This window comes from Pseudoalteromonas sp. GB43, from assembly GCF_054923805.1.
In genome coordinates this window covers 513,806-537,722 of the sequence record NZ_JBPCHJ010000002.1, presented here as the reverse complement: position 1 = coordinate 537,722, position 23,917 = coordinate 513,806, and the positions used below count along the sequence as shown (strand labels likewise).

Annotated in this window: 12 protein-coding genes and 4 pseudogenes; 6 read left to right on the top strand and 10 right to left on the bottom strand. The window is 42.0% G+C overall.

Annotation, left to right across the window (positions count from 1 at the left end; all coding sequences use genetic code 11):
- Nucleotides 1-8 precede the first annotated feature (8 nt).
- The 4 genes and pseudogenes from ACRWSG_RS19845 to ACRWSG_RS19830 form a co-directional block, all read right to left on the bottom strand.
- Nucleotides 9-2,260: pseudogene (locus ACRWSG_RS19845) on the bottom strand (polysaccharide lyase 6 family protein).
- A 98-nt stretch (nucleotides 2,261-2,358) separates the two neighbouring features.
- A pseudogene (locus ACRWSG_RS19840) lies at nucleotides 2,359-3,236 on the bottom strand (NAD(P)-dependent oxidoreductase).
- A gap of 593 nt (nucleotides 3,237-3,829) precedes the next feature.
- Complete coding sequence (locus ACRWSG_RS19835) at nucleotides 3,830-6,010, bottom strand: extracellular catalytic domain type 1 short-chain-length polyhydroxyalkanoate depolymerase (RefSeq protein ID WP_462167324.1); 2,181 nt, start codon at nucleotides 6,008-6,010, stop codon at nucleotides 3,830-3,832.
- 221 nt (nucleotides 6,011-6,231) lie between these two features.
- Nucleotides 6,232-8,209, bottom strand: a pseudogene (locus ACRWSG_RS19830) (ligand-gated channel protein).
- Between the two features lie 118 nt (nucleotides 8,210-8,327).
- Here ACRWSG_RS19830 and ACRWSG_RS19825 point away from each other — a divergent pair.
- Nucleotides 8,328-9,236, top strand: coding sequence for a LysR family transcriptional regulator (locus tag ACRWSG_RS19825; RefSeq protein WP_138599394.1), 909 nt, complete (start codon nucleotides 8,328-8,330; stop codon nucleotides 9,234-9,236).
- A 58-nt stretch (nucleotides 9,237-9,294) separates the two neighbouring features.
- On the opposite strand, the gene ACRWSG_RS19820 is transcribed toward ACRWSG_RS19825, so the two are convergent.
- Together ACRWSG_RS19820 and ACRWSG_RS19815 are read right to left on the bottom strand one after the other, a co-directional pair.
- Entirely contained in the window at nucleotides 9,295-9,912 is a 618-nt protein-coding gene (locus ACRWSG_RS19820) for a LysE family translocator (protein WP_300358652.1), read from the bottom strand.
- Nucleotides 9,913-10,003: 91 nt separating this feature from the next.
- On the bottom strand, nucleotides 10,004-10,762 hold the full coding sequence (locus ACRWSG_RS19815) for an SDR family NAD(P)-dependent oxidoreductase (RefSeq protein WP_462167323.1): 759 nt from the start codon (nucleotides 10,760-10,762) through the stop codon (nucleotides 10,004-10,006).
- Nucleotides 10,763-10,872: 110 nt separating this feature from the next.
- Between ACRWSG_RS19815 and ACRWSG_RS19810 the strand changes: the two genes are divergently transcribed.
- On the top strand, nucleotides 10,873-11,778 hold the full coding sequence (locus ACRWSG_RS19810) for a LysR family transcriptional regulator (protein WP_462167322.1): 906 nt from the start codon (nucleotides 10,873-10,875) through the stop codon (nucleotides 11,776-11,778).
- 24 nt (nucleotides 11,779-11,802) lie between these two features.
- Here ACRWSG_RS19810 and ACRWSG_RS19805 read toward each other — a convergent pair whose 3' ends face one another.
- The 3 genes from ACRWSG_RS19805 to ACRWSG_RS19795 form a co-directional block, all read right to left on the bottom strand.
- Nucleotides 11,803-12,900 (bottom strand): serine hydrolase domain-containing protein, encoded by a 1,098-nt coding sequence (locus tag ACRWSG_RS19805; protein ID WP_371351600.1) that lies wholly within the window; start codon nucleotides 12,898-12,900, stop codon nucleotides 11,803-11,805.
- A gap of 108 nt (nucleotides 12,901-13,008) precedes the next feature.
- A complete protein-coding gene (locus ACRWSG_RS19800) occupies nucleotides 13,009-13,608 on the bottom strand; it encodes a hypothetical protein (protein ID WP_462167321.1) in 600 nt (199 codons plus the stop codon).
- Nucleotides 13,609-13,723: 115 nt separating this feature from the next.
- On the bottom strand, nucleotides 13,724-16,177 hold the full coding sequence (locus tag ACRWSG_RS19795; protein WP_462167320.1) for a S9 family peptidase: 2,454 nt from the start codon (nucleotides 16,175-16,177) through the stop codon (nucleotides 13,724-13,726).
- A 162-nt stretch (nucleotides 16,178-16,339) separates the two neighbouring features.
- Here ACRWSG_RS19795 and ACRWSG_RS19790 point away from each other — a divergent pair.
- The 4 genes and pseudogenes from ACRWSG_RS19790 to ACRWSG_RS19775 all read left to right on the top strand — a co-directional run bounded on the left by ACRWSG_RS19790 (nucleotide 16,340) and on the right by ACRWSG_RS19775 (nucleotide 22,306).
- Nucleotides 16,340-17,346, top strand: a pseudogene (locus ACRWSG_RS19790) (LacI family DNA-binding transcriptional regulator).
- The gene (locus tag ACRWSG_RS19785) at nucleotides 17,343-18,563 is read left to right on the top strand and encodes a glycosyltransferase (protein WP_462167319.1); all 1,221 of its coding nucleotides are present in this window, start codon (nucleotides 17,343-17,345) and stop codon (nucleotides 18,561-18,563) included. The pseudogene ACRWSG_RS19790 and the gene ACRWSG_RS19785 overlap by 4 nt, the downstream one beginning before the upstream one ends.
- 149 nt (nucleotides 18,564-18,712) lie before the next feature.
- A complete protein-coding gene (locus ACRWSG_RS19780; protein WP_082389304.1) occupies nucleotides 18,713-19,939 on the top strand; it encodes a threonine/serine exporter family protein in 1,227 nt (408 codons plus the stop codon).
- A 126-nt stretch (nucleotides 19,940-20,065) separates the two neighbouring features.
- Nucleotides 20,066-22,306, top strand: coding sequence for a cytochrome c3 family protein (locus tag ACRWSG_RS19775; protein WP_462167549.1), 2,241 nt, complete (start codon nucleotides 20,066-20,068; stop codon nucleotides 22,304-22,306).
- Nucleotides 22,307-22,346: 40 nt separating this feature from the next.
- Here ACRWSG_RS19775 and ACRWSG_RS19770 read toward each other — a convergent pair whose 3' ends face one another.
- Entirely contained in the window at nucleotides 22,347-23,843 is a 1,497-nt protein-coding gene (locus ACRWSG_RS19770) for an arylsulfatase (RefSeq protein WP_054553996.1), read from the bottom strand.
- Nucleotides 23,844-23,917 lie beyond the last annotated feature (74 nt).

The window sequence follows — 23,917 nt, the reverse complement described above, 5'->3', positions numbered from 1 at the left end:
CTTGCTCCCTACTTCTGAATCACTTGGTTATTTTTTAAAATAGCCGTATGCGAGCCTGCAATATTTAGCTCTTTAATGTGTGGTTTTGCTGTATTAGTGAACGTGTTTGAGATAATACGCGTTTGCGGTTCACCAACTGTATGTTCAACGACAATCGGCGCAGAATTGGTAAACGCGTTCTCGGCGATTTCGGTAACTTGCACACCATGTAAGTAAACACTGGCATTAGTTTTATTTCGCTTACCTAAACCCACTGAGTTCAGTGTATTATTCTTTAACAAAAAGTGTGGACCAAACGTACTTTCATCAGTGCCGCCACGATAAAGCTTAACTAGCGCACCGCTAACATTATCAAAATGGTTATTTGTTAAGGTGACATACTCTGCGTTATACACACCTAAGTTTTCAATCTCGCTGTCAAGGCGCAAGATATCACCAGTAACCTGACTAAACTGGTTATAAATTAAAGTGATTTCATCCGCTAGTGCACCTTTACCCGTTTTAAAAAAATCAAAGGTATGATTAATATCTAAATTAATTAATTGGCAACGCTCCATAATCAAACGGTAGTTTTCAACCATGCCCCATTTTTTAGTACGAATAACCGAATTACCCGCTGAGTCTGGGCTGTTTTTACCAGATATAACTAACCCTTCTAGCTTTAAACTGCCGCCATCATGAATTTCGAACAAACTAGAGCGCTCAAAAGTCAAATTCACAGCGCCATCTTGAGCCGCCTTAAAAGAAAGGGTTTTATCAATCACGACCAGTTTTGCGAGGTCATAGTCTCCTGCTGATAGTTCAAGTACATCACCAGAGTGCGCTTGTTCAATTTTAAGCAGGAGATCCTTCGCAGAATTTTCGACTCGATGGGTTTTTCCCGAATCAAAAGCCACAATTGCAGGGCTTTTAGGGTACCAGCTCACTCCTGTGTCTGCTTTTTTCAGTACAGTTAAATCAGCCTTAGCACCCGCAAAAACTGACTCTGAAACAGGGTAAAGTAAGCCCGCTTTATTACGCTTTAACTTAACTTGCTGTTGCTTTACTCCCTTGCTAAGCGATGGTAATACGGCTGTATTGGCAATGTTTTTACTAAACTTAATGCCACTAATATCATCAAAAGCTGTGAACGGTTGCTGCGAGTCGTTAATGATCAGGTTATTGTTCATCACACTATTAATTGGTACAGCACTGCGTTCAGCATCACTGCCAGCAGCAAGCTGAATATGTTCAACATTTATAAAGGTATTGTTTTCAATTTGCGCATTTTCAACTTGGTGATAGCGGTTAATGGGTGAATTAGGCACACCATTCATCACCGTAAAGCCACTGCCAAAACGAAATCCCGTTAATCCCTCGAGATAATTATTACGAATAATGTGATCTTTGTTGATAACGCGAATGCCGCCAGTATGCTCTACACCATTACCGAAAAAAATATTTTCTTCGATGATATTTCCATTCCCATGACGCAGTGTAAGTGTGCCGCGAGCTTCATAAAAAATGTTATTTCGAATATGGTTCTTACCTGATTTAATCGAAATGATTTCGACCTCACCATTGGTTTGTTCAAAATAGTTGTTCTCAACTAATGTGTGCGAATCGGACAACGAGTAGTGGCTCGTCCCTATACGTAACGTTTCTCCACCGTTAGAGCCAAATACAGGACGATAGCCAAAATAGTTATGGTCAATTTGATGATAATTCTGCTGACTTTGTTCAGAATTCAACCGAACCGCAACTGTCACTCCTTTATTTCGTTTACCTTCTAAGTGGTTGTGATCAAAACGGTTATGCTGACCATAAAGCGCTACCCAATAATCAGATTCGCGCTTATCTGGGTTGTTATAATTATCGATTACCATTTCAGAGACACGCGAATTAAATGCGAGTTCTTTACCATTACGAAACTCAATAACCGCGGATGTCGGGGTATAACCATTTTTAAACACAATACGCTGGCATGCAAATACTGCCCTGCTAAACGAAGGTTTGACTGCCCAGATAAAATAACCTTACCTTTAGTTTGCGGCTTTAATCTAATCGGTAATTGTTTAGAGCCTTGACCAGATAAAACAATTTCGAAGTCATGCCACACCCCATTTTGTAAAATTACGGTATCACCTGCTTGTAACGTGTTGGCTATTTTTGCGTAAGCTTGTTTGTTGTCTATTAAGTAGTCTTTGGCTGCAATCGTTGTCGAAAAACAACCAAGAATAACTAGGCTAAGCTTTATTATATTTAGTTTAATCAATCGCATAGTTAACTCATTTTTACTGATATTTCGACGAAAAACGCCATCAGCTTTATTATGTGTGTTCAGACGCTTCACGATGTGAAGCGCTTTGGCAAATGGCTTTACTTAACTAAGCTTTTGAAATAATCAAAAATCTCAGGCACATTGCCTTGACCCATTCCCGCATCAAATGCAGCTTGCAAGTTCGCCGATGAGCCTTCAGCAATTTTTGACACAGTGCCAAGATCCTCTACCATCTGTAAAAAGTAACCTAAGTCCTTATTTGCATTTGCAATTGAAAACCCAAGATCACTCACTCCATCCACCGCATAGTTTTTACAAAAATGCATAAAAGGTGAATTTGATGGTCCCGTAGACATAATGTCGAAAAGTTGTTGGCGATTTACGCCGGCACGATCAGCAACAGCAAATGCTTGAGACATCGCACATACCGTTGTCATACCCATAAAGTTATTAATTAACTTTGTTGTATGACCTGCGCCAAGCTCCCCTAAATGGAACACATTTTCACCTTGATCATCTAATACAGGCTTCACTTTATTAAACGTCTCTAAGTCACCTGCAGCCATAATATTCAATAAGCCATCTTTTGCATGCGCTGGAGTACGCCCTAAAGGTGCATCAATCATACCTACGCCTTTTGCAGCAAGGTCTTTACCAATTTTCTTAGTTGAGGCAGGAATTGATGTACCAAAATCGATTAAAACGAATCCTTCTTTTAATCCATCCAATAAACCTTCATCTGAATAAACTACTTTTTCCACGATATCTGATGTTGTCAAGCAAAGCATAACAATGTCTGAAGCAGCGGCTAACTCTTTACCTGTCGATACTGTTTGAGCACCTCGCTCTACACATTTTGTAACGGCTTCTTTATTAAGATCCATCACAATCAACTGATAGCCTTTGTTTTGTAGATTCTCGACCATATTGCCACCCATTAAGCCAATACGATAAAACCAATCGTTGGTTTTGACATGTAGAACTCCTAAATAAATTGACACTTTTGAATGAAGTTAACCATTTCGAAAAGTGCGCCTAGTTAAATTTTTTAAATCTCACAGCACTACATCTTAATAGCAGCACTTACACAAACTGGCACAACAAGGTTACCAATAACAACATAAGTTATTACCAATAAATTGCATTGCCAACCAATTGGCGTTACAAAAAAAGAAAAGAATATTGACCAATATTCAAAAAAGTCTGTCGCGATAAAAGTAAAAGCTATCAAGTAAAATTATTTACTAACTTAATTAGTTAATTTTATTAGATTATTTTATTATTTACGGGAATTGATAAGTTTGAGAAAATTTTGAGATGAGCGTGCAACATAAAAACACAAAATTGGTAAGAACACTAAAATCATCTTTGTGACCAATCATGCCAACCAGCTTAAATTAGTAAACAAATTTGAAGCATTTAAATATTATTGAAAACAGCAAAAAGCGTCGTGACTAGTTGTTTCAACAATTCCACTGGTAATCCTGTAATCATTTTTAACGTAGGCGGTAATGGTTAAAATATAAGAGTAACTAAAGCTATGTCGCCCGCATGGACGACACACATTTATTAATTAGGGCAATTACCTAATTCATAATACCCAGCACTAGTTTGCGCTAAGGTACTGGTATAAAAGGTGTTATAAAGACCTAGGTTATCACCTGAGCCCACTGCATAGGCGTAAGAGCCATTCGTGGTTGCGCGATTTGCTTGCACATGTGCATAGTTGCTAGAGGTGGTTTCAGTGCATTGGTAATCACCATTCGGGGTTGAGTCACACGCATCACCCACACCATCTGCATCACTATCCAGTTGATCACTATTGGTCACCAGCGGGCAGTTATCTAGGCTATCACTAACACCATCGCTGTCAGAGTCACTCGTTTCACCATCAGGAGTGCTGTCACACACATTACCAATCCCGTCATTATCGTTATCAGCTTGATCAGCATTCGCTACATTCGGGCAATTATCTGCGCCGTCGAGCACACCGTCGTTGTCTGCGTCATTAGTCGGTTCGGTGGTGGTTTTGCATGCCTGTAATGGCCCTGCACAACTTGAATCATCATCAGCGATCCATTGACATTGATTGGTACCCGCTGAATACTCGCGCATAGTAAAGGCAGCGGTTCCAAACGCTAAATAACAGGCAGAGTAACCTTCGCCCCAGCTAATATGGCCTTCGTTGATATGAAGATTGTAATCGCCTGTCACGCCAGCATCGATGACAAAACTAATGTTATCTGTTGATGTCAGCGCAGTATCATCAGTTGCGGTGATCACTACGGTATTATTGCCACCAGCCAGATTGCATTGTTCAGCAAAGTACTCAAGCCCATTCACTGTAGCTGTCACATCACCATTGCTAAAACTGACCACGACAGTACTTAAGTTTTGATTATCATCAATCACCGTTCCCGTCACTGTAGCGCACTGCCCGTTTACACTTGCCGCAGTATCACTCAGTAGCGGTGCTGTAGCTGCAGGCTCTGGCCCGACACGTACCGTAAGATTAGCTTCATCACCTTGTTTCGCTTCATTATCTGTGGCACTGACACGCACTTCATAAAGTCCATCGCTGAGTACGCTTGTCACCCCGCTAAAGCTATTATTCGCATCGACTTGTACGTTCAGTGATTCAATTAAGCTTGCCGCGCCACTGGCTAGGCTATACACGTTTATATCAACATTGGTTACATTGCCTTCTGGGTCGACTGCACTGCCTGTAATGGTGAGCTGGTTATTACTGACTGTGGCAGTTAAATTACTAATTTCAGGGCCTGCATTACGATCAACTCGTTTATTATTAGCCGCAAAGTACTCACCGAGATAGGTTGCAAAATTAATACTGTTTGCCGCCACATAATCGCCAGACGCACCTTGTCCGCCCGACCACGAGTGATCCAAATTATTAAACCACAGCATAGCAACCCGATTGTCTTGCCAAAGTGACTGCTCAGCAGTGCGTGTTGCATCATCACTTATGGTCGTTGTGCCTGAAAGTTGATTAACCTCATAAAGGGCAGCAAAGCCATCTGCGTTTTGCTGGTTATAACAGGTATTGACTGTGGTATCGGCAGTACCATGACCAATCACCGCTATTTGTGTGGCAAAATGATCTTTATAACTGCCAGCATAGCTTTCACAGCGGGATACAAAGGTGTTTTCAGACACTGTTTCACAGGTCGAAATTGCCCCACTTGAACTTGTGCCGATGGTTGGCCCAGCGCTTGGTGCAACCCCAGCAAATACATCAGGCGCTACACAAGCCGTTTGAGCAGCCATTGCAGCCCCAGATGATAAGCCTGCAATATACACTTGTTTAGGGTCAATATTACGCGTTGCATCAGAACTTAATACATTGGCTAAATTAATTAAATTTTTATAATCACCAGAGCTGCGATTGATTGCTCCTTGCCAATATGACCAGCAGCTATAGCCTGCTTTATTCATCGCATCAGGAACGGCTATTACCATGCCATGGGCTTCGGCTGCATCTTCAAGTTTCGCAGTTAAGTAGTTATTAATGGGTTGCACGCAGCCATGCAGTACCAGCATCAAAGAATGGCCATTGCCTATGCTTGATTGCGTATCAGGAGTGTAAATATGAACATTATTAAAACCGCCAATGCTGACATTTTGCTGCCAACTCCCTGCAAAACTTGGCTGCGAGAAAATAGCAGCACAGAGCACTGCGAGCGGAGTAAACGACGCTGATTTTCGTTTACATAATTGTGTTACTTTTTGCATATATCGCCTTTATAGTCGTTATCATTGTTGTCTGTCAGTTGATGACTAACTCAATGTAGTAGAACTATTCAAAAAGCGACCTATAACTATAGTGCTATACATCTATTGCAAAACAAACCAAAAGCACCACAACCTGATTTATTGTCATTTACGAAACTTAAGCCAGTTTCATTAACAAAGCCAACGTAACTCGTTGGCTTTGCTTTTGCTAAGGAGTCGGCTTAAAAATTAAACCCAACTGATAGCCAATAACGGCGACCATCTTCAACATATCCGTATTCAGCTTCGGTGATTTCTTTGTCAAACAGGTTATAAACACCAAACCCTAACTTAATGCTGCGGCTTAAATCATAGTTACCACCGATATCAGCCAAGGTGTAATCTGGCGCAATTAAGCTGTCTTGTGACGGACCTGTTGTCGGCTGACTTTCTTCACCACGGTAATGTACACGCAACCAGGTGCCTAGTTTATCAACCGGGCGCCAATTAACTGAAGTTTGTAAAATATGCTTTGGTAATTGGTTAAGTGGGCTGCCTTTGTATTCACCGGTTTTTTGCTCAGAATCGGTGTAGGTGTAGTTGGCACTAACATCAAGCTCACTAGTAATGTCGTAAGATACTGATAACTCAAAACCTTGTGTAACAAACATCATCCACATTGACATAGGTCGTTGGCATCGAACCAAACTGGTTTGGTCCATCAGTACACTGGGTGAGTGGGCACGAAATACGGGTAATTTTATCTTCAAACTCGTTGTAAAATACGGTGCTTGAAAGCGATAAATCACGGTTTGCATCGTAATAGATACCCATTTCGTAGTTTACAGATTTTTCAGGGCTTAAATCTGGGTTACCGTAAATATTACCACCTCGGCTCACTTGCCCCCACGTTGCAGTAGATTGACGAATATTCGGCGCTCTAAAACCTGTAGAGATACCGCCTTTTACCGTCAACGATTTAGTTGCTGTATACACACCATACAAACGTGGGCTGAAATGGCCTGAAAAATTGCCATCATGGTCATAACGAAGACCGGTAGTGAGTTTAAATTGCTTGGTTGCTGCCCACTCATCTTCTGCAAATACTGACCACTGCTCGTTCTCAACATGGGTTAAGTCACTTATGCGGTTACTGGTGTAATCGTCCAGCTCTTCCTTTAAATATGACGCCCCAAATGCAGCATTATGATTGGTAAAAGGTAAAGTCCAACTGGTTTGCGCATCGGTATTTTCGACATACATTTCGCGAGAGGTATTATCGAATTTATCGTACTTTAGGTAACTGCGTGATGAGCCAAAATCATAAAAACCATTATGGCTTAGTGAATAGCTCTCTTGGTCATACTCTGTGGTTGATGACTCAGGACAGCCATTTCGACCACAGCTTTCGCCTTCAGCTAAAGGAGCAACCGTTTTGCCTAATGTTTCGTCGAGTTTTTGTTTTGCAGAGCCTACTTCAAGCATGATTTCGTGGTTATCAGAAGGCGTTAAGATGAACTTAGCTTTGATATTACTTTGCTCTTTGCCACGAAAACCTGCTTCAAAATCGTCTTCGTCACGCTTTGAGAATTGACCAGATAACTGCATACCTAATAACTCAGGAATTAAGCCACCCGCTGTGAAAAAGCTACCTTGATTGATATTGCCCGATTCACTTGATTCTTGAATGGTGCTATCTAAGCGTAGTTCACCGTACCATTTTTCTGGTGTTTTACGGGTAATAATATTGATAACCCCACCGATTGCATCTGAGCCATATAATGACGACATAGGGCCACGGATAACCTCGATGCGCTCAATCGCTGAGATAGGCGGAGTCCATGCTCCTTCAACACCAGGGCCATCACTATTTGGGCGGGTTTCACGAGAGGTTTGACGCTGGCCATCAATTAAAATCAAAGTATATTGACTTGCCATACCACGAAGACTGATATCTTTTCTGTCGCCACCACCTGTGACAACCACACCAGGAACATCTGTCATTGCATCGGTTAGATCACGATAAAAACGCTTTTCGAGTTGCTCACGATCAATAACACTGATGCTGGCTGGTGCCTCTTTAAGCATCTGCTCATAACCTGAAGCAGAAACTACAATCACTTCCATGTCTTGCTTTTTATCATCTGCATTTGCAGAATAAGACAAACTAGCCAGTATAGCTGCCGTTAATGGTAAAATGTTCGTAACAACCCTCGTCATAATAATACTCCGTGACATTTTGTTTATTAATGATAATAATTAGCGTTTGCATACTAATAAGAAGTCCCGATTTTCACAATTTACGATTTCTTAAAACTGAATTAAGAAGGCCTGAACTATGAATTCCAAGCTGATAAAAACACTACGCGTTTTTTCTCGTACTGTAGAGACAGGCAATATGAGCGGTGCAGCTGCAGAGTTATCGATGACCACATCGGCTGTGAGTCAACACATTAAGCAATTAGAACAAGAAATCGGATTAAGCCTATTTAACCGCAGCCCACGCGAACTTACCTTAACCGAAGCCGGCCACCTGTATTATCAAAGCTGTTTAAAAATGCTGGCACTAGCTGATCAAGCCAGTACGCAATTACAACATTTGCAAAATAAGCCCAGTGGCGAGCTTAAATTAGTGGCGCCAGTGGGTTTTGGTGGAGGATTATTAAGCGAGCCGTTGGAGCGCTTAATTAACGAATTTGATGATTTACGTATTCAGTTAATTTTGACTGACGAGCCAATTGATATGATTAAATGCGGCGCTGACTTAGCAATCGCTATTGGCCCATTAACAGATTCCAACCTAGTAGCAAGGCAATTAGCAACGTGGCCACTAAAGTTGTGCGCCCATAAAGATCATCCAATTAGTCAAATAAAACAGGCTCGCTGGCAAGATCTCAACCAGTTTGCCAGAATTGGACACAGTAATGCTGACAGCAACGCATTTAACCCTTCTACATTAGAAAGCAAGCCACTGCCAAAGGCTAAAATTACAGTGAACAACATGCAAAGTTTAATCAAACTTGTGATTGATGGTGTTGGCTATGGCGTGTTACCCGAGCCAGAAGTTAGGCATTTACTAAAATCGAAAGAACTGGTTGAAATAGCACCTGAATGGGCAATGCCAAACTATACTGTTTATGCTGTAACACCAGCCAGAGACAGTTTAGCGGCAAAAACAAGAACTGCCATTGATACTTTAAAACTATGCTTTAACCATGTGTCTAAGCAAGTTGAATTAGTTGATTAAGACTCATAAAGGATAATAGCCATTTGCAATATGCAGATGGCTATTATCCAACTTAGCGTTAACCTAGCGCCAGCCAAACGCCTACACCCATCATAAGCGCGCCAGCAATACGGTTTAACCACTTCACATTATCGCCTTTATCTAAAAACAGCCTTAAGCTTTTACCGCCTGTTGCGTAAATCAACATACAGATAAATTCGCTCAGCATAATAATGCTCACTAATACCGCAAGCTGAGGAGCAACCGCTAAGTCAACATTAATAAACGGAGGGAGTAAAGAAATCATAAATGCCCACCCTTTTGGGTTTGCAATGGCAGTGATATAACCCTGCGAAAATAATTGCCCGCGGCCAATTTGTTGCTGTGTATCATCGTTAGGTTTAAAGCTGGTTTTAGCGCGCCACATATTAACACCTAAGTATATTAAGTACGCGCCACCTAGGTATTTTAAAAAGACAAATAAGTCAGGGTAATTAAGCATAATACTGGCAACCCCAATCACCGCTGCAATGGCTACTGTGGCAACCCCTAACACCTCGCCGACCATCATCCACAGCGTACGTCTAACGCCCACACTCATCCCTAACGTCATGGCGAGCGTCATACACATACCAGGTGTAATCGAAACAAAGAAAAAGGTCGGAATAAAAACCGCGAGTACTGCTAAATCGAGCATAAATGCAATCACATGTTTATTGCTTAAAAAGAGAAAGCGATTAAATCACATTCACTTAAATAAGCAAACAAACACGCGATTGCTAACAGGCTTATAAAAACATACCGCCTGATGCTTCAATGCGTTGCCCGGTCACCCAACGGTTTTCATCACCGAGTAGCTGCGCAATCATAGGACCAATATCATCAGCTTGGCCAACGCGTCCCATGGCTGTAAATGAACTGACCAATTGAGCAACATGCTCATTATCACGGACTGCACCGCCACCAAAATCAGTGGCAATTGCGCCTGGTGCGACGACATTCACGGCAATATTGCGAGCAGCAAGTTCTTTTGCCATGTATTTGGTTAATACCTCAACGGCCCCTTTCATGGTGGCGTAGGCCGCTTTTCCTGGTAATGCAAAACGTGTCAGCCCTGAAGATAAGTTAATAATACGCCCGCCATCATTGATCATCTCATGCAGTGTTTGCGTTAAGAAAAACACCCCTTTTACATGTACATTCATCAAATTATCAAACATAGCTTCGCTGGTATCAGCAAATGCACTATCACTGCCATGGCCTGCGTTATTAATTAAATAATCAAATCGAGATGTTTGCCATTGTGTTGCCAAGGTACTTTCAAGTGTTTGTTTAAATTCAGCAAAACCTAAAATATCGCTCACATCAAGTTGAATGGCGACGGCTTTTGCCCCTAGCGCTGCAACTTCTTCTACAACTTGCTGCGCTTCATTTTTATGGCTTCTGTAAGTAAATACGCAATCAATGTTCTTACGTGCCAAACTTAAAACCGTATTTTTACCTAAACCGCGATTACCACCTGTGATCACTGCAATTTTGTTGCTCATCGTGCTTACCCTTTTGCTTTGAAGTAATTGTGAGCAATCAGTATATTTACACTGCAAAACCAGATAAACCATGTAAAATTGAATTAACTGTTCGCAAATAACAAACAATAATGAATGAACTAAATGCCATGAAAACCTTTGTTCAGGTTGCAGAGCTAAAAAGCTTTTCGGCTGCAGCACTTTCACTGAGCATGCCTAAATCATCTGTTTCGCAGTTGGTCAAACAACTCGAAGATACGTTAGGTGCTCGGCTTCTAAACCGCACAACAAGACGAGTTACGCTGACCAATGAAGGCACTGTGTTTTATCAGCGCTGCAAAGATATGCTTGCTGATATAGACGAACTACAAACCCTATTTCATAAAAAAGACGAAGCGTTATCAGGGCGTCTTAGAGTAGATATGCCACAGCCAATTAGTCGGCGCTTAGTGCTACCGAATCTAGACAGCTTTTTATCTGCACACCCGCAATTAGAGATTGAATTGAGTAGTTCTGACAGACGAGTTAACCTAATTGAAGAAGGCTTTGATTGTGTAGTGCGAGTCGGTAATTTAGAAGACTCATCGCTGATTGCGAAAAAAATTGGCCACTGCCCTATGATTAACTGTGTAAGCCCAGGTTATATTAAAAACTATGGCAACATCACTGAACTTAGCGATTTAGCCGAGCATTACATTGTTCGCTATAGCCAAACACTCGGCCAACTTGACCCTGGCTTTGAATACCAAGATACGCAAGGCGATTGGCAAACCCTGACCATGAAATCACAGCTCACAGTCAACAATACTGATGCTTATAAAGCAGCGTGTTTAGCTGGGCTTGGTCTTATTCAAGTGCCTCGTCATGGAGTTCTTGACGAGCTTAGTCGTGGTGAACTTATCCAAGTTTTGCCTGACTATAATTTGCCGCCCATGCCTATGAATATCGTCTACCCAAATCGACGCCATTTACCAAGGCGTACCCGAGTGTTTATTGATTGGTTAAGCGAGCAATTAAAACCGATTACCCATAGCTAAGATACTTGCTATGTGCGCTTCAGTTTAACTACCTTTAATTACAGACAGCAGGAGTTGATCAATTTCATTATTCACTCCACCAACGCTACTATTGTTTAATATTACATAACCAATATTTTTATCTGTCACAGAGCGAGTTAAGGATGTCCAGCCTCTATTAAACCCTGCAAAACCTAGACTGTTATTCTCAGAGTCTACGACATAACTCATACTCCATCGCCCTCCTGTGTGAGGCTGAGCTTGAATCATATTTGCAATAAGCTGATTTGATAAAATATTTGAACCAATGTAATTACCTTGCTCATTTTTTAGCACTGCCTGATTAAACTTAGCTAAATCATCTGCCGTTGTTATAAAGCCAGCGGCAGCTGTTTCTGTAAAGTACACCATAGCTGTTTTGTTGCCATTCTCATCGTAAGGACTAGCCAGCTTTGCTGGAGAAATACGGTTGATATCAAACGAAGAATTTGTCATTCCGAGGGGTAAAAGAACGTTTTTAGTCATAAAATTACTGAAAGATTGATTAGTCAGGTCTTCAATTAACAGCTGAACTATCGTGTAACCACCACCTGAGTATGACCATTTAGTGTCAGGTTCATGAATAATTTTAACGGCTCCATCACCCGTATTATTGCCTTCTAATGACTCTACAAGAGTAGGTAATGGATCTTCAGCACTCCATCCATTGTAGCCACTTAATGAAAGCCCTGCAGTATGAGAGAGAATATTACGTAAAGTTACTTTGTTAGCATCAAACTGAGAATTCGGTATTTTCCAGCTTTTTAAGTAATCATTAATTGGTTTATCAAGTTCAACTTTACCTTGTTCAACTAGTATCATTGCGCCCCAAGCTGTAATCACTTTAGAAATGGAGCCAACATTGAATAAAGTTTTGTGTGTGATTGGGGTTCTATTTTCAGCGTCAGCATGGCCATAAGAATATGAACCAAGCACCTCATTCCCTTGAACAATCGATATAGCAATACCACGCGCTTTGCTTTTTTCAAGAATTAACGGGATCTCCTTATCTAGCACTTTAGAAAATTCTAAACTTTTGGTTTGTTTTGCATGTAATGAGCAAGACGATATTAAAAATAATATTAGAATTATAAACTTATTCATGAGCATCCTTGTTTTATAACGACCGCATCAAAGGCCTAATTTAATTGACTAAAATAGCATTCAAAGCAGAAACCAAGCACTTAGGACCTTCCCTTAAGCTATTGCCTGCTAAACTTTTAGAGCTGATAGTAACTTCTCAGCTTCATCAGATAGCTTAACGCGTTCATCCATTTCTGAAACATGCTTTAAGCGCGTGTAGATTTCAATATAACGTGTTCTTGCTTTTACAAAAGCCCCTGAATGATAGCAGCTGTAAATCCACTCCAGCTCTTGCTCTGATATGCTTTCGAGAACTCTGTGTGGTACTTCCTCACAATACTCTAACAGTGAGAAGTTTGTTAGATGGCACATATCAATAGGTTCTACTTTTTCATCAAGTAGCCATGGCAATAAATATACATTCGAAAACATAGTTTCAGCTAGTTCGTAAGACGCCTTATTAATATCACCAATACGAAACGTTAGTATCGAACGACACAACATTTGCACTGGCTCACCCATATCATCAGGAAAGTGTGAATCATGCCACTGTATATGTTGCTCAGCTTTTTTCATATCATTGAGTACGAGCAACAAAGGAAATATTAAATATCGCTTACCATAACCATCTGAGATACAGCCATAATCTCTAATCTCTCGGTTAAAAGCAGATTTATAGCTAGATATCTTTGCGCGAATTTTCTTGTCGGTATCTGGAATTATAAACATGAACAACATTTCCTCTTATTTGCTAACCGCTTATCTACGAATAAGAATATGCAAGTAGGCAATACAAAAATCCCCGCTTAATGGGCGGGGATTCCTAATATAACCATTTAACTAACTACTGAGTGACACCGTCAGCGGCAACTGGCTCTACGGGTTTTTCGTCACTTAATAAGTATTTTTCTAACCACTGCTCTTGCTCCCAAAGTACATGCAGCAAGCTCTTACGAGCGCGATAGCCATGCGCCTCATAAGGTAACATCACTAAGCGGGCTTCTTTACCTAGGCCTTTTAATGCAGCGTACATACGCTCACTTTGCATTGGGAAGGTACCCGAGTTTGGATCTTCTTGACCGTGGATCATCAGCATAGGCTCATTGATTTTCTCAGCATGGAAAAACGGTGACATCGCCGCGTACACATCTTGCGCTTGCCAAAAGTCACGCTCTTCACCTTGGAAACCAAATGGCGTTAGGGTGCGGTTGTAAGCACCACTGCGGGCAATACCGGTTTTAAATAAATCGCTGTGCGCTAATAAATTCGCCACCATAAAGGCACCATAAGAGTGACCAGCAATGGCAATGTTATCTTTATCTGCCACACCTTTTTCAACAAGCACATCTACCGCAGCCTTAGCACTTGCCACCAGCTGCTTACGGAATAAGTCGTTTGGCTCTTTACCATCAACACCCACAATTGGCATTTTCGGGTCGTCAAATACGGCAATACCTTTTGCAAGATAAGGCATTGGTCCCCAATAACCGATATAAGTAAACTCATAAGGCGACTCGCGCATTTGTGACGCAACGGCTTTATCTTTATATTCAAGCGGATAAGCCCACATTAGAACCGGTAACGGGCCTTGAGTTGAATCATAACCAGGCGGTAAATAAAGCGTACCACTAAGCTCAACGCCATCATCACGCTTGTATCGAATTAGCTCTTTAGTCACCCCTTTAAATTCTGGGTAAGGGTGCTCAAAAGTCGTAAGTTGAGTCAGGGTTTTATCGTCTAGGTCGCGAATAAAAAAGTTAGGTTGCTCAGTTTTAGATTCGCGAATCGTAATTAAACGCTCGCCTTCATCATCAAGCATTGCACGCACACGCTCATAGTATGGCGCTTCTGATTGCCAAACACGTGTTGTGGAATTGGTTTTTACATCATATCGGTCTAAAAACGGAATATTACCTTGTTCAGAGGCACCGTTACCGCGTAAGAAAAGATAACGCCCACCAACAACTTTTAATACGTCAGCGCCTAAATCATTCTTTTCATAAATTGGGTAACCTGGATCTTTATACGCATCGTTATAGCTGCGCTCAGAAAATAGCACGCGGTTTTTATCTGCATTACGAGGTTGAATAACAAATGTGCGAACTTGTCGGTCGCTAAAGCGCCATTCAGATAACAGAGCAACATTACCGTTGCCCCAAGTAATTGAGTCAAAACGGCGTTCAACTTTCGCAAATAACTTAGCATCACGTTTAAATGGTGCTCTTAGGCTATAAAGGTGATCGTGATAAGGCACGTCGGTTTTCATATCACCGCCGTCTTGTGCTTCTGCCCAAATTACTTCAGCGCCTTGATCTGCTCGCCATTGAAATTCGCGGCGACCAGTAGGCACACTGTCATAACCTTGTGGAATGTTATCTGCTAAAGGCTGCTTCGCAAGCTCTGCTAACGTATAGCCACGCATGCCCCAAATTTGCCAAGTCGCAGCAAATCGGCTGTAAGGTACTTGATACGAAAAAGGCTCATCAATCATACCAACCAAAATATTGGTTGAATCAGGCGAGACCGAAAACGATTTAATTAAGCCCGGTTGACCAATCGGTTGGCCTTGACCACTGAGCGGAATATAAGTCAGCTGGCTTTGGGCAAAGAACTTAAATTGTGCTTCATCGTATGGGCTAGTTAGCAGGTTTTGATAAGTACGCGCAGGCGCTTTTTCACCACTACTTTGCTGAATAACAGGCACAACCTGCGAGCTGTCGTTGCTGATACGTGCTTTACCAATATTGACCGCTGCATTAGCGACAATAGCGCTGCTATCTGGCAGCCACGTATAAGGCGTGCGCGTTAGCACAGAATTAAGAGGCGTATCACTTAACTGGCGGGCTTGCTTAGTACTTACATTATAGACCCATAGGTTAGCACTCGATGCTTGCTCAACCACAAATGCCAAATATTGACTGTCGCTTGACCAACTTGGTGAGCGTAAAATGCCATTTGGCAAACCCGATACAACAATTTCAGAGCCTGTTTCAACATGCTTAAGCACTAAAGATGTAAATTTATTACGCACTCGTGAGCGCGAAAAATTAGCAGGATTAAGCTTAATGCCCGCAAGTTTTAACTCTTCTTTGGCTAAGTCTTGTAAGGTATCGATGCGTTTTCTATCGAATAGCGCCAGCCACTGGCCATCATTCGATAAATAACTACTTGGCGCGAGCTTAGCGTCAACCACAGCAGCCAGTGCGGGCGATGGAGTTTGATAACCTTGATTAGCAAAACTGGGTGTGCAAACAGCTGCGCCAATAACTAGCGCAAAAAGCAGTTTAAATGCTTTCATGTTCGTTCCTTTTTCGTTTTTATTTTCGTTTCTGTAAACAAGTAGAACATGTTTGCAGCATTTCATAAAGAGTTTCGATCCTTTTGGCAGCCAATCAGTGACTTAAACAGCTAAATTACGCTAAAATAAAAGCACTCTATTCGCCACTTTTTGCTAATAAAAATGAAAAAATCGACAGGCAAAGTCACAATTTGGGATGTAGCTGAACAAGCACAAGTTTCAAAATCAACGGTGTCTTTGGTCCTTACCAACAGTGATAAGGTCAGTAAAAAAAGTAAAGAAAAAGTACTGGCTGCCATTGATAAGCTTGGCTATGTGTATAACCGCGATGCTGCAGCACTACGCAGCAAGCGATCAAACCTAGTCGCGTTGGTTATAAATGACTTAACCAACCCGTATTCAGCTCAGCTTGCTGTTGGTCTCGAAAAACACATCTTTGAGCTTGGCATGCTGCCAATGCTGGTGAATATTGCAGAGTGTGTCGAAAGGCAAACTCAAGTGGTGAAAACCCTAAAAGAATACAACGTATCGGCGTTTATTATGTGTCCAGCACCGGGGACAGAGCAGCAGTGGCAAGATGATTTAATAAATAGTGGTTTTCCGGTTATTAATATCATGCGTGAAATTCCGTTTTCAGCTGCGCCGTGTATTTTGCCTGATAACAAAAAAGGCACACATATTTCGACTAGCCATATTTTATCGCAAGGCATAGAAGAAGTTGCATTTTTAGGCGGCACGGCAGAAATATCTGACTACCATGAACGTTTAAGTGGTTTTTTAGCTGCGCTTGAGCAATTTAATATCACTGACGAAAAACCCGTTATTCAAGCGCCGACAAACCGCCAAGGTGGCCGAGAAGCCTTTAATACCCTTATAAAACAAGCGCCAAATACCAAGGCCATTGTCTGTTTTAATGATGTGATTGCTTACGGCGCGATTGAAGCTATGCGCCAACACGTATAGAGCCAGGTAAAGACATCAAAGTTATTGGCTTTGATGACCTAGAAGATTCACGCTTAATGCTTCCTTCTCTTTCAACCATCGCCATTAATGCCGATGAAATCGGTAAACGCACCTGTCAGGTGTTAAAAGAACTATTAGATAAATCAACGCCACCCGTTCGCACCTTGGTGGATGTTAACTTAAAAATACGAGATTCAAGCCAATGAAAAAAGTGTTAGTGATCGGCTATGTATGGCCTGAGCCTAATTCGTCGGCAGCCGGCACCCACATGATGTCACTCCTGCGCGCCTTTAGTGCAGAAAGCTGGCAAGTCGAATTTGCAAGCCCTGCGCAAAAAACCGAACACATGGTGGATCTCAGCGAAGATGGCATTACCACACAAGTAATTGCATTAAACTGCTCCAGCTTTGATGAGTACGTACAAGCGTATAACCCTGATATTGTGATGTTTGACCGCTTTATGATGGAAGAGCAATTTGGCTGGCGAGTCGATAAATACTGCCCTAACGCACTTAAAATTCTTGATACCGAAGATTTACAGTGCCTCAGAAATGCACGCCACGAAGCTCATAAAGCAGGCCGAGAATTCAGCCATAGCGATTTACACAGTGATATTGCAAAACGAGAAATCGCCGCTATTTTACGCTCAGACATCAGCTTAATTATCTCGCATTACGAGATGCAGCTACTCAATGACGTTTTCAAAGTCGATAACGCCCTACTTCACCACCTACCATTTTTGGTTGATTTACAGCATATTCCCAGCAGCACCAAAGCATTTGCTGAGCGTAAACACTTTATGACCATTGGTAATTTTCGTCATGCGCCAAACTGGGATGCAGTGTTGTACTTACAACAAATTTGGCCGCTGATCCGTAAACAATTACCCGATGCCGAGCTCCACATTTATGGCTCTTACCCACCGCCTAAGGCGACAGCGCTTAACAATCCAAAAACCGGCTTCTTAATCAAAGGCTGGGCTGATGATGCTTATCAAGTGATGGAAGATGCCCGAGTATGTTTATCGCCACTGCGTTTTGGGGCTGGTATTAAGGGTAAGTTACTCGAAGCGATGATCATGCAAACGCCGAGCGTAACAACTCCTATTGGCAGTGAAGGCATGCATCAAAATGAGCCTTGGTCAGGCGCAATCTGTGAAGATGCACAGCAATTTGCAGATGCAGCAGTGGCACTTTATCAAGACGAAGCGTTATTTACTGAGGCACAGCAAAATGGCCAGCAGTTATTGCAAAAATATTATGATAAATCAAAACTTCAGTCGCAGTTAATCGCTAAAATCACCGCCATTAGTGAGTCATTAGCGCAGCATAGACAGCAAAATTTTACCGGCCAAATGCTCAAACATCACACCATGCGTTCGACCCAATACATGGCGCAGTGGATTGAAGCAAAAAATAAGTAATTTTGCCGTAAATAACACTAGACATAGCGGCTTTTGTCGCTAAAATCGCGCTGGTCAATTTAAGCGATATAGTCTAGCTATTAGACTATATCTTATTGAATTTTGGTCTATCCTTAACTGAACAATTTAACCTTTGGTTCAAAACGCCTTTGAAAACCGCAACGTTTACTGAAAAACGAAAATTTATCGTGAAGCTTGGCAAAATGCTTCATAAATACGGTACACCTGCATACCGACTAGAAGCGCACTTAATGGAAGTTGCGACTTACCTCGGTTTGAAATCATCTTTTGTTATGTCGCCAACATCAGTGACATTTGTTATTTGGACAGATGGGCACGAAGAAGAGTACACCCATGTGGCGCGTGTTGATCCGGGCGATCATGACTTAGGCTCGCTGGCAGATACCGATGACTTAGTAAACAAAATGCTTAATGGCGAGCTGACGCTACAAGAAGTCGATAAACAGCTCGATATTATTTACACCATGCCAAACCCATATAATAAATTTATGACTGGCGTTGCATTTGCGACCTCAGGTGGGGCATTTGCCATGTTGATGGGGACTAGCTGGAATGATGTATTTTGGTCAGCACTGATCACCTTAGTGGTGTATTTATTTGTACTCTGGTCAACACGCTCTAAGCGTGTTGCCCATATGCTTGAACCATTAGTTGCCATTGTTTCTGCGATGATTGCCTGCGCTGTAAGCGTATACCTTGATGCCCAAATAAACATACGACTGGTGGTACTTTCAGCCATCATTGTATTTATACCCGGGTTAGCATTAGCCCTCGGTTTAGCAGAGTTAGCGGCAAGGCATTTAGTATCTGGTACAGCTCGGGTGATGGACTCATTCATGCTGCTGTTTAAACTGTATTTTGGTGCTTTTATTGGTATCGGTATTGGTTTTGCTATTTTTGGCCAAAGTGATTTTGTGCAACCGGAACCTTTACCAAAATGGACGGCTTGGCTTGCTATCTTCATGTTATGTAGCAGCCTAATCGTTATTTTTAGAACAAAATTAAAGCATGCAGTTTGGTCAATCGCTTCTGGCTTTATCGCGTATGGCACAAGTATTGGTTCCGCTATGTACCTAGACTACACATTAGGTACATTTGTTGGTGCTTTATCTGTCGGGGTATTCAGTAACTTGTTTAACCGTGTTGCAAATGCACCCGCCTCTATTGTAGCCATGCAAGGTTTAATTGTTTTAGTACCTGGAAGTAAAACCTATATCGGTTTGAATTCATTAATTGAAGGTCAAGATTTCGTTTATGCGGAGCATATAGGCCAACAAACCTTCTTGATATTTATGTCATTAGTGGCGGGGCTTATCTTCGCTAACGTTGCGCTGCCACCGAAGAAAAGTCTATAACTTACTAAGCCCGAGCTTCTCGGGCTTTTTTATATCCTCGTTTTAACAAGCCGACTTTGCTTATCAGTAACAAACTGATATAACTCATAAGTGCATGTGGTAAAAATAAAAAGGATTTATTCTGTGATGAGATTGGCTTGGCTGTTATGTAGCTTTTTCGCATTTAGTGTGTTTGCAGAGTCCCAGTGTGCTAACTGTCATCAAAGCCAAGTTGCAGACTGGCAAACATCCCATCATTTTCATGCTATGGAAAAAGCCACTCCCGCTTCAGTGCTTGGCAATTTCAACGAACAAACCCTCGACTATCAAGGCCAGCAAGCGCGCTTTTTTCAAAAAGACCAACAACTTTTTATAAGCATGCCAAACCTTGATGGCAAGTTGACTGACTACCCTGTTTTATACACATTTGGCTATGAGCCATTGCAGCAATACATGTTTGATATGGGCAAAGGCCACATACAACTGTTTCCATTTGCGTGGGACTCACGCAGTAAAACAGAAGGCGGTCAGCGCTGGTTTGTACTGCATCCTGAGCAGAAACAACACGAACTTTTTCATTGGTCGCAAAAAGGCCAAAACTGGAATCATATGTGTGCCGATTGCCACTCAACTGATTTCAAAAAGCAATTTGACCTTAAAACGAATAGCTTTGATTCAACTTATTCAAGCATTAACGTGAGCTGTAAAGCGTGTCATGGCGACACACAAGCGCATTTAAAATGGGCTGATGGCGATAGCAGTATTGCTGATAAAGGCTTTGCGCATAATATTAAAAAGCAAACCCCGCTGTTTACCCAAGAAGTCGATGGCAGTATGCAAAGCGTGCAGCCTCTGGTAAAAAGCGAGCAAGTGCAAGTGTGTGCAACATGCCATGCTCGCCGCTCACAGCTTGATGACCGCAAAGACCCACATAGCTTTTTACAACACTTTCAAGGCTCATTACTCACTCCAGAGCTTTATCACGTTGATGGTCAAGTGTGGGACGAAGACTATGTTTGGGGTTCATTTTTACAAAGTAAAATGTTCAATGCCGGGGTAACATGTAGTAACTGCCATAACCCTCATTCGGGTAAATTAAAGCTACCGGGTAATCAAACCTGTACGCAATGTCATAGCCAAGAGGTGTTCGACACGCCAAAACATCACGGTCATAAAGTGGCAAGTACTGGTAGCCAATGTGTTGATTGTCATATGCCTGCCACCACCTATATGCAAGTGGATGCAAGGCGCGACCACAGCTTTCGGGTACCTCGTCCAGACTTAACATTAAAAACCAATGCCCCAAATGCCTGTAATAGCTGCCATGAAGACAAGACGCCACAATGGGCGGTTGCTAAAATAAAAGGCTGGCATCCACATTCAAAGCACCTTGGCACTGCGCATTTTTCTGAGGCGTTTCATGCCGCGGATAACCGTTTGCCTAATGCATCAACCATGCTGACCAAAATCGTGCAAGATAAAGGCTTTCCTGAGATCATCCGTGCATCAGCATTAAGCCGCTTAGCCGCAAGCCAAGATAACAATGCTGTCGTCGCGATTGCTCGCTCAGTAAAAGACAGCGAACCATTAAAACGCCAAGCAGCCATTGAGGCGGCGATGCCGTTTGATATCAACCAGCGCTGGCGCCTGTTGAACCCGCTTTTAGATGATGAAAATTTGCCTATCAGAGCCGAAGCTGCACGAGCACTTGCAGGTATGTTAATTCAACCCTTCCCTACGGGGCTCAATGAGCAAGACAGCAAACGTTTAAATGCAGCCCTTGATGAATACAAAGGCATTCAAGAGTACCAAGCAGAGCGTGGCTATTCACACACCAATTTAGGCAATTTGGCGCTCACATTACAAAAGCCTGAGCAAGCCAAAGCACATTACCTGCAAGCAATCAGTGTTGAGCCTATTTTTGCTCCCGCTTATGTCAATTTAGCAGATTTATACCGTAATCAAGGCGATGAAAAAGCAGCGCAAGTCATCTTAAAACAAGGCTTAGACGTTAACCTAGAAAGCGCCGACATACATTATGCCCTGGCAATGAGCCTTATTCGCGCAAAACAAAAAAACACCGCTCTTAACCATTTACAAAAAGCAGCGCAGTTTGCACAAGAAAATGCAAACTATCAGTTTACCTACGCCCTGCTATTACAAGATTTAGGCAACATGCCAGCGGCCATCTCAGCCCTTGAGCGCGCATTTAATTTAACACCGAATAACCCAGATATCAGCTACAGTTTGGCACAGTGGTATGTGGCAGAAGAGAACTACAGCCAAGCGCTGTTTTATGCCAGAAACCTAGCCCGCTTGGTACCGGGTAACCAGCAAGTTGAGCAGTTTGTGAAACAGCTCGAAATGATGAATAGCATTAATCATTAAAAAAGGGCCTAATCGGCCCTTTTCAACTTATGGTTAATAATTAATGCCCATAGTTTAGTGATTTTGCTTTTTCGATTGCTTCATTCACGTTAAGTGACGCCGCTTCTTGACGTGGTGGGAATTCAACAAAGGTTTGAACATGTTCATTTAACTTAGCAATAATCGGCTGCATCAACCAACTCTTACGCATGATTTGATGAAAACCAGTTACCCCATCATAGTGTTCTAATGGATCTTTACGTAAATTAAATAATTTAGGCATACTGTGAGTTACCATATCTTCGTAATATAAGCCATTTGGTTTGGTTGCGAAGTGCATTTTCCATGGACCAAAACGTACCGCCGTAAGTTGTGACTCATAGTAATAAAAGAAATAGTTACGTGCAGATTTATCAGCTTTACCAGTCCAATAAGCTAGGTTGTTTTCACCATCAATATACACTTTGTCTGACTTTTTAAGCTTTTCACGTAAGTTCTTTTCACCTAATGCAGCCGCAACTGTAGGGAAAACATCTTCATGTGATGAAATGCCATTGAGCTTTAAGCCTTTTGGTATTTCATCAGGCCAGCGTACCAAGAAAGGCACGCGCACGCCCCCTTCCCAGGTTGTCATTTTTTCACCACGGAACTCAGTGGTTCCTGCATCAGGCCAGCTTGATTGCTCAGGACCATTATCGCTGGTGTAAATAACAATGGTGTTATCGGCAATTTTTAGCTCATCAAGTTTATCTAGTAGCTTGCCAACATGACCATCATGCTCCATCAAGCCACTACCAAAAATATCTTCTTCAGAACTAATGCCTGTCGCTAAATTTCGGCTTTCAGGTTTTAGGTGTGTGTAAACATGCATACGACTTGTGGCATGCCAAATAAAGAATGGTTTTTTCGCTTTAACTGCGCGTTCCATAAAGTTAAGTGAGCGCTCTAACACTTCTTCATCAAACGTTTCCATTCGTTTGCGAGTAAGTGGGCCAGTATCAGTGATTTTGCCATTGGCGTAAGATTCAATCACACCACGCGGGCCAAACTTTTTAACAAACTTAGGATCTTTAGGGTAATCAGCCTGCTCGGGTTCTTCAGACACATTTAAGTGGTACAAATTTCCGTAAAATTCATCAAAGCCATGCTTTGTTGGTAAGTGCTCATCTAAATCACCTAAATGATTTTTACCATATTGAGCCGTCATATAACCGCGAGCTTTTAAAAATTCGGCTAAGGTAGGATCGGCTTCTTTTATACCAAGAGGGTTACCAGGTTGACCTACCGTGGTTAAGCCTGTCCGCACAGGCAACTGCCCCATTAAAAATGCTGCACGGCCCGCAGTACAGCTAGGTTGTGCATAATGATCAGTAAACAATGCACCTTCGTTAGCAATGCGATCAATATTAGGGGTTGGGTAGGTCATACCGTGCGAGTATGCACTGAGTGAGATTGGCGCAACGTCATCAACCATTATGGCCAATACGTTTGGCTTATCAGCTGCAAGGCTTACCGTTGAAACCAAACCGCAAATAGCTGCCGCTATTAGTTTTTTCATAAATCATCCTTTATTAGTTAAAGCAATACCTTTCACTCACAATGAGCTTTCATCAGTATAGATGAAAAAACGGT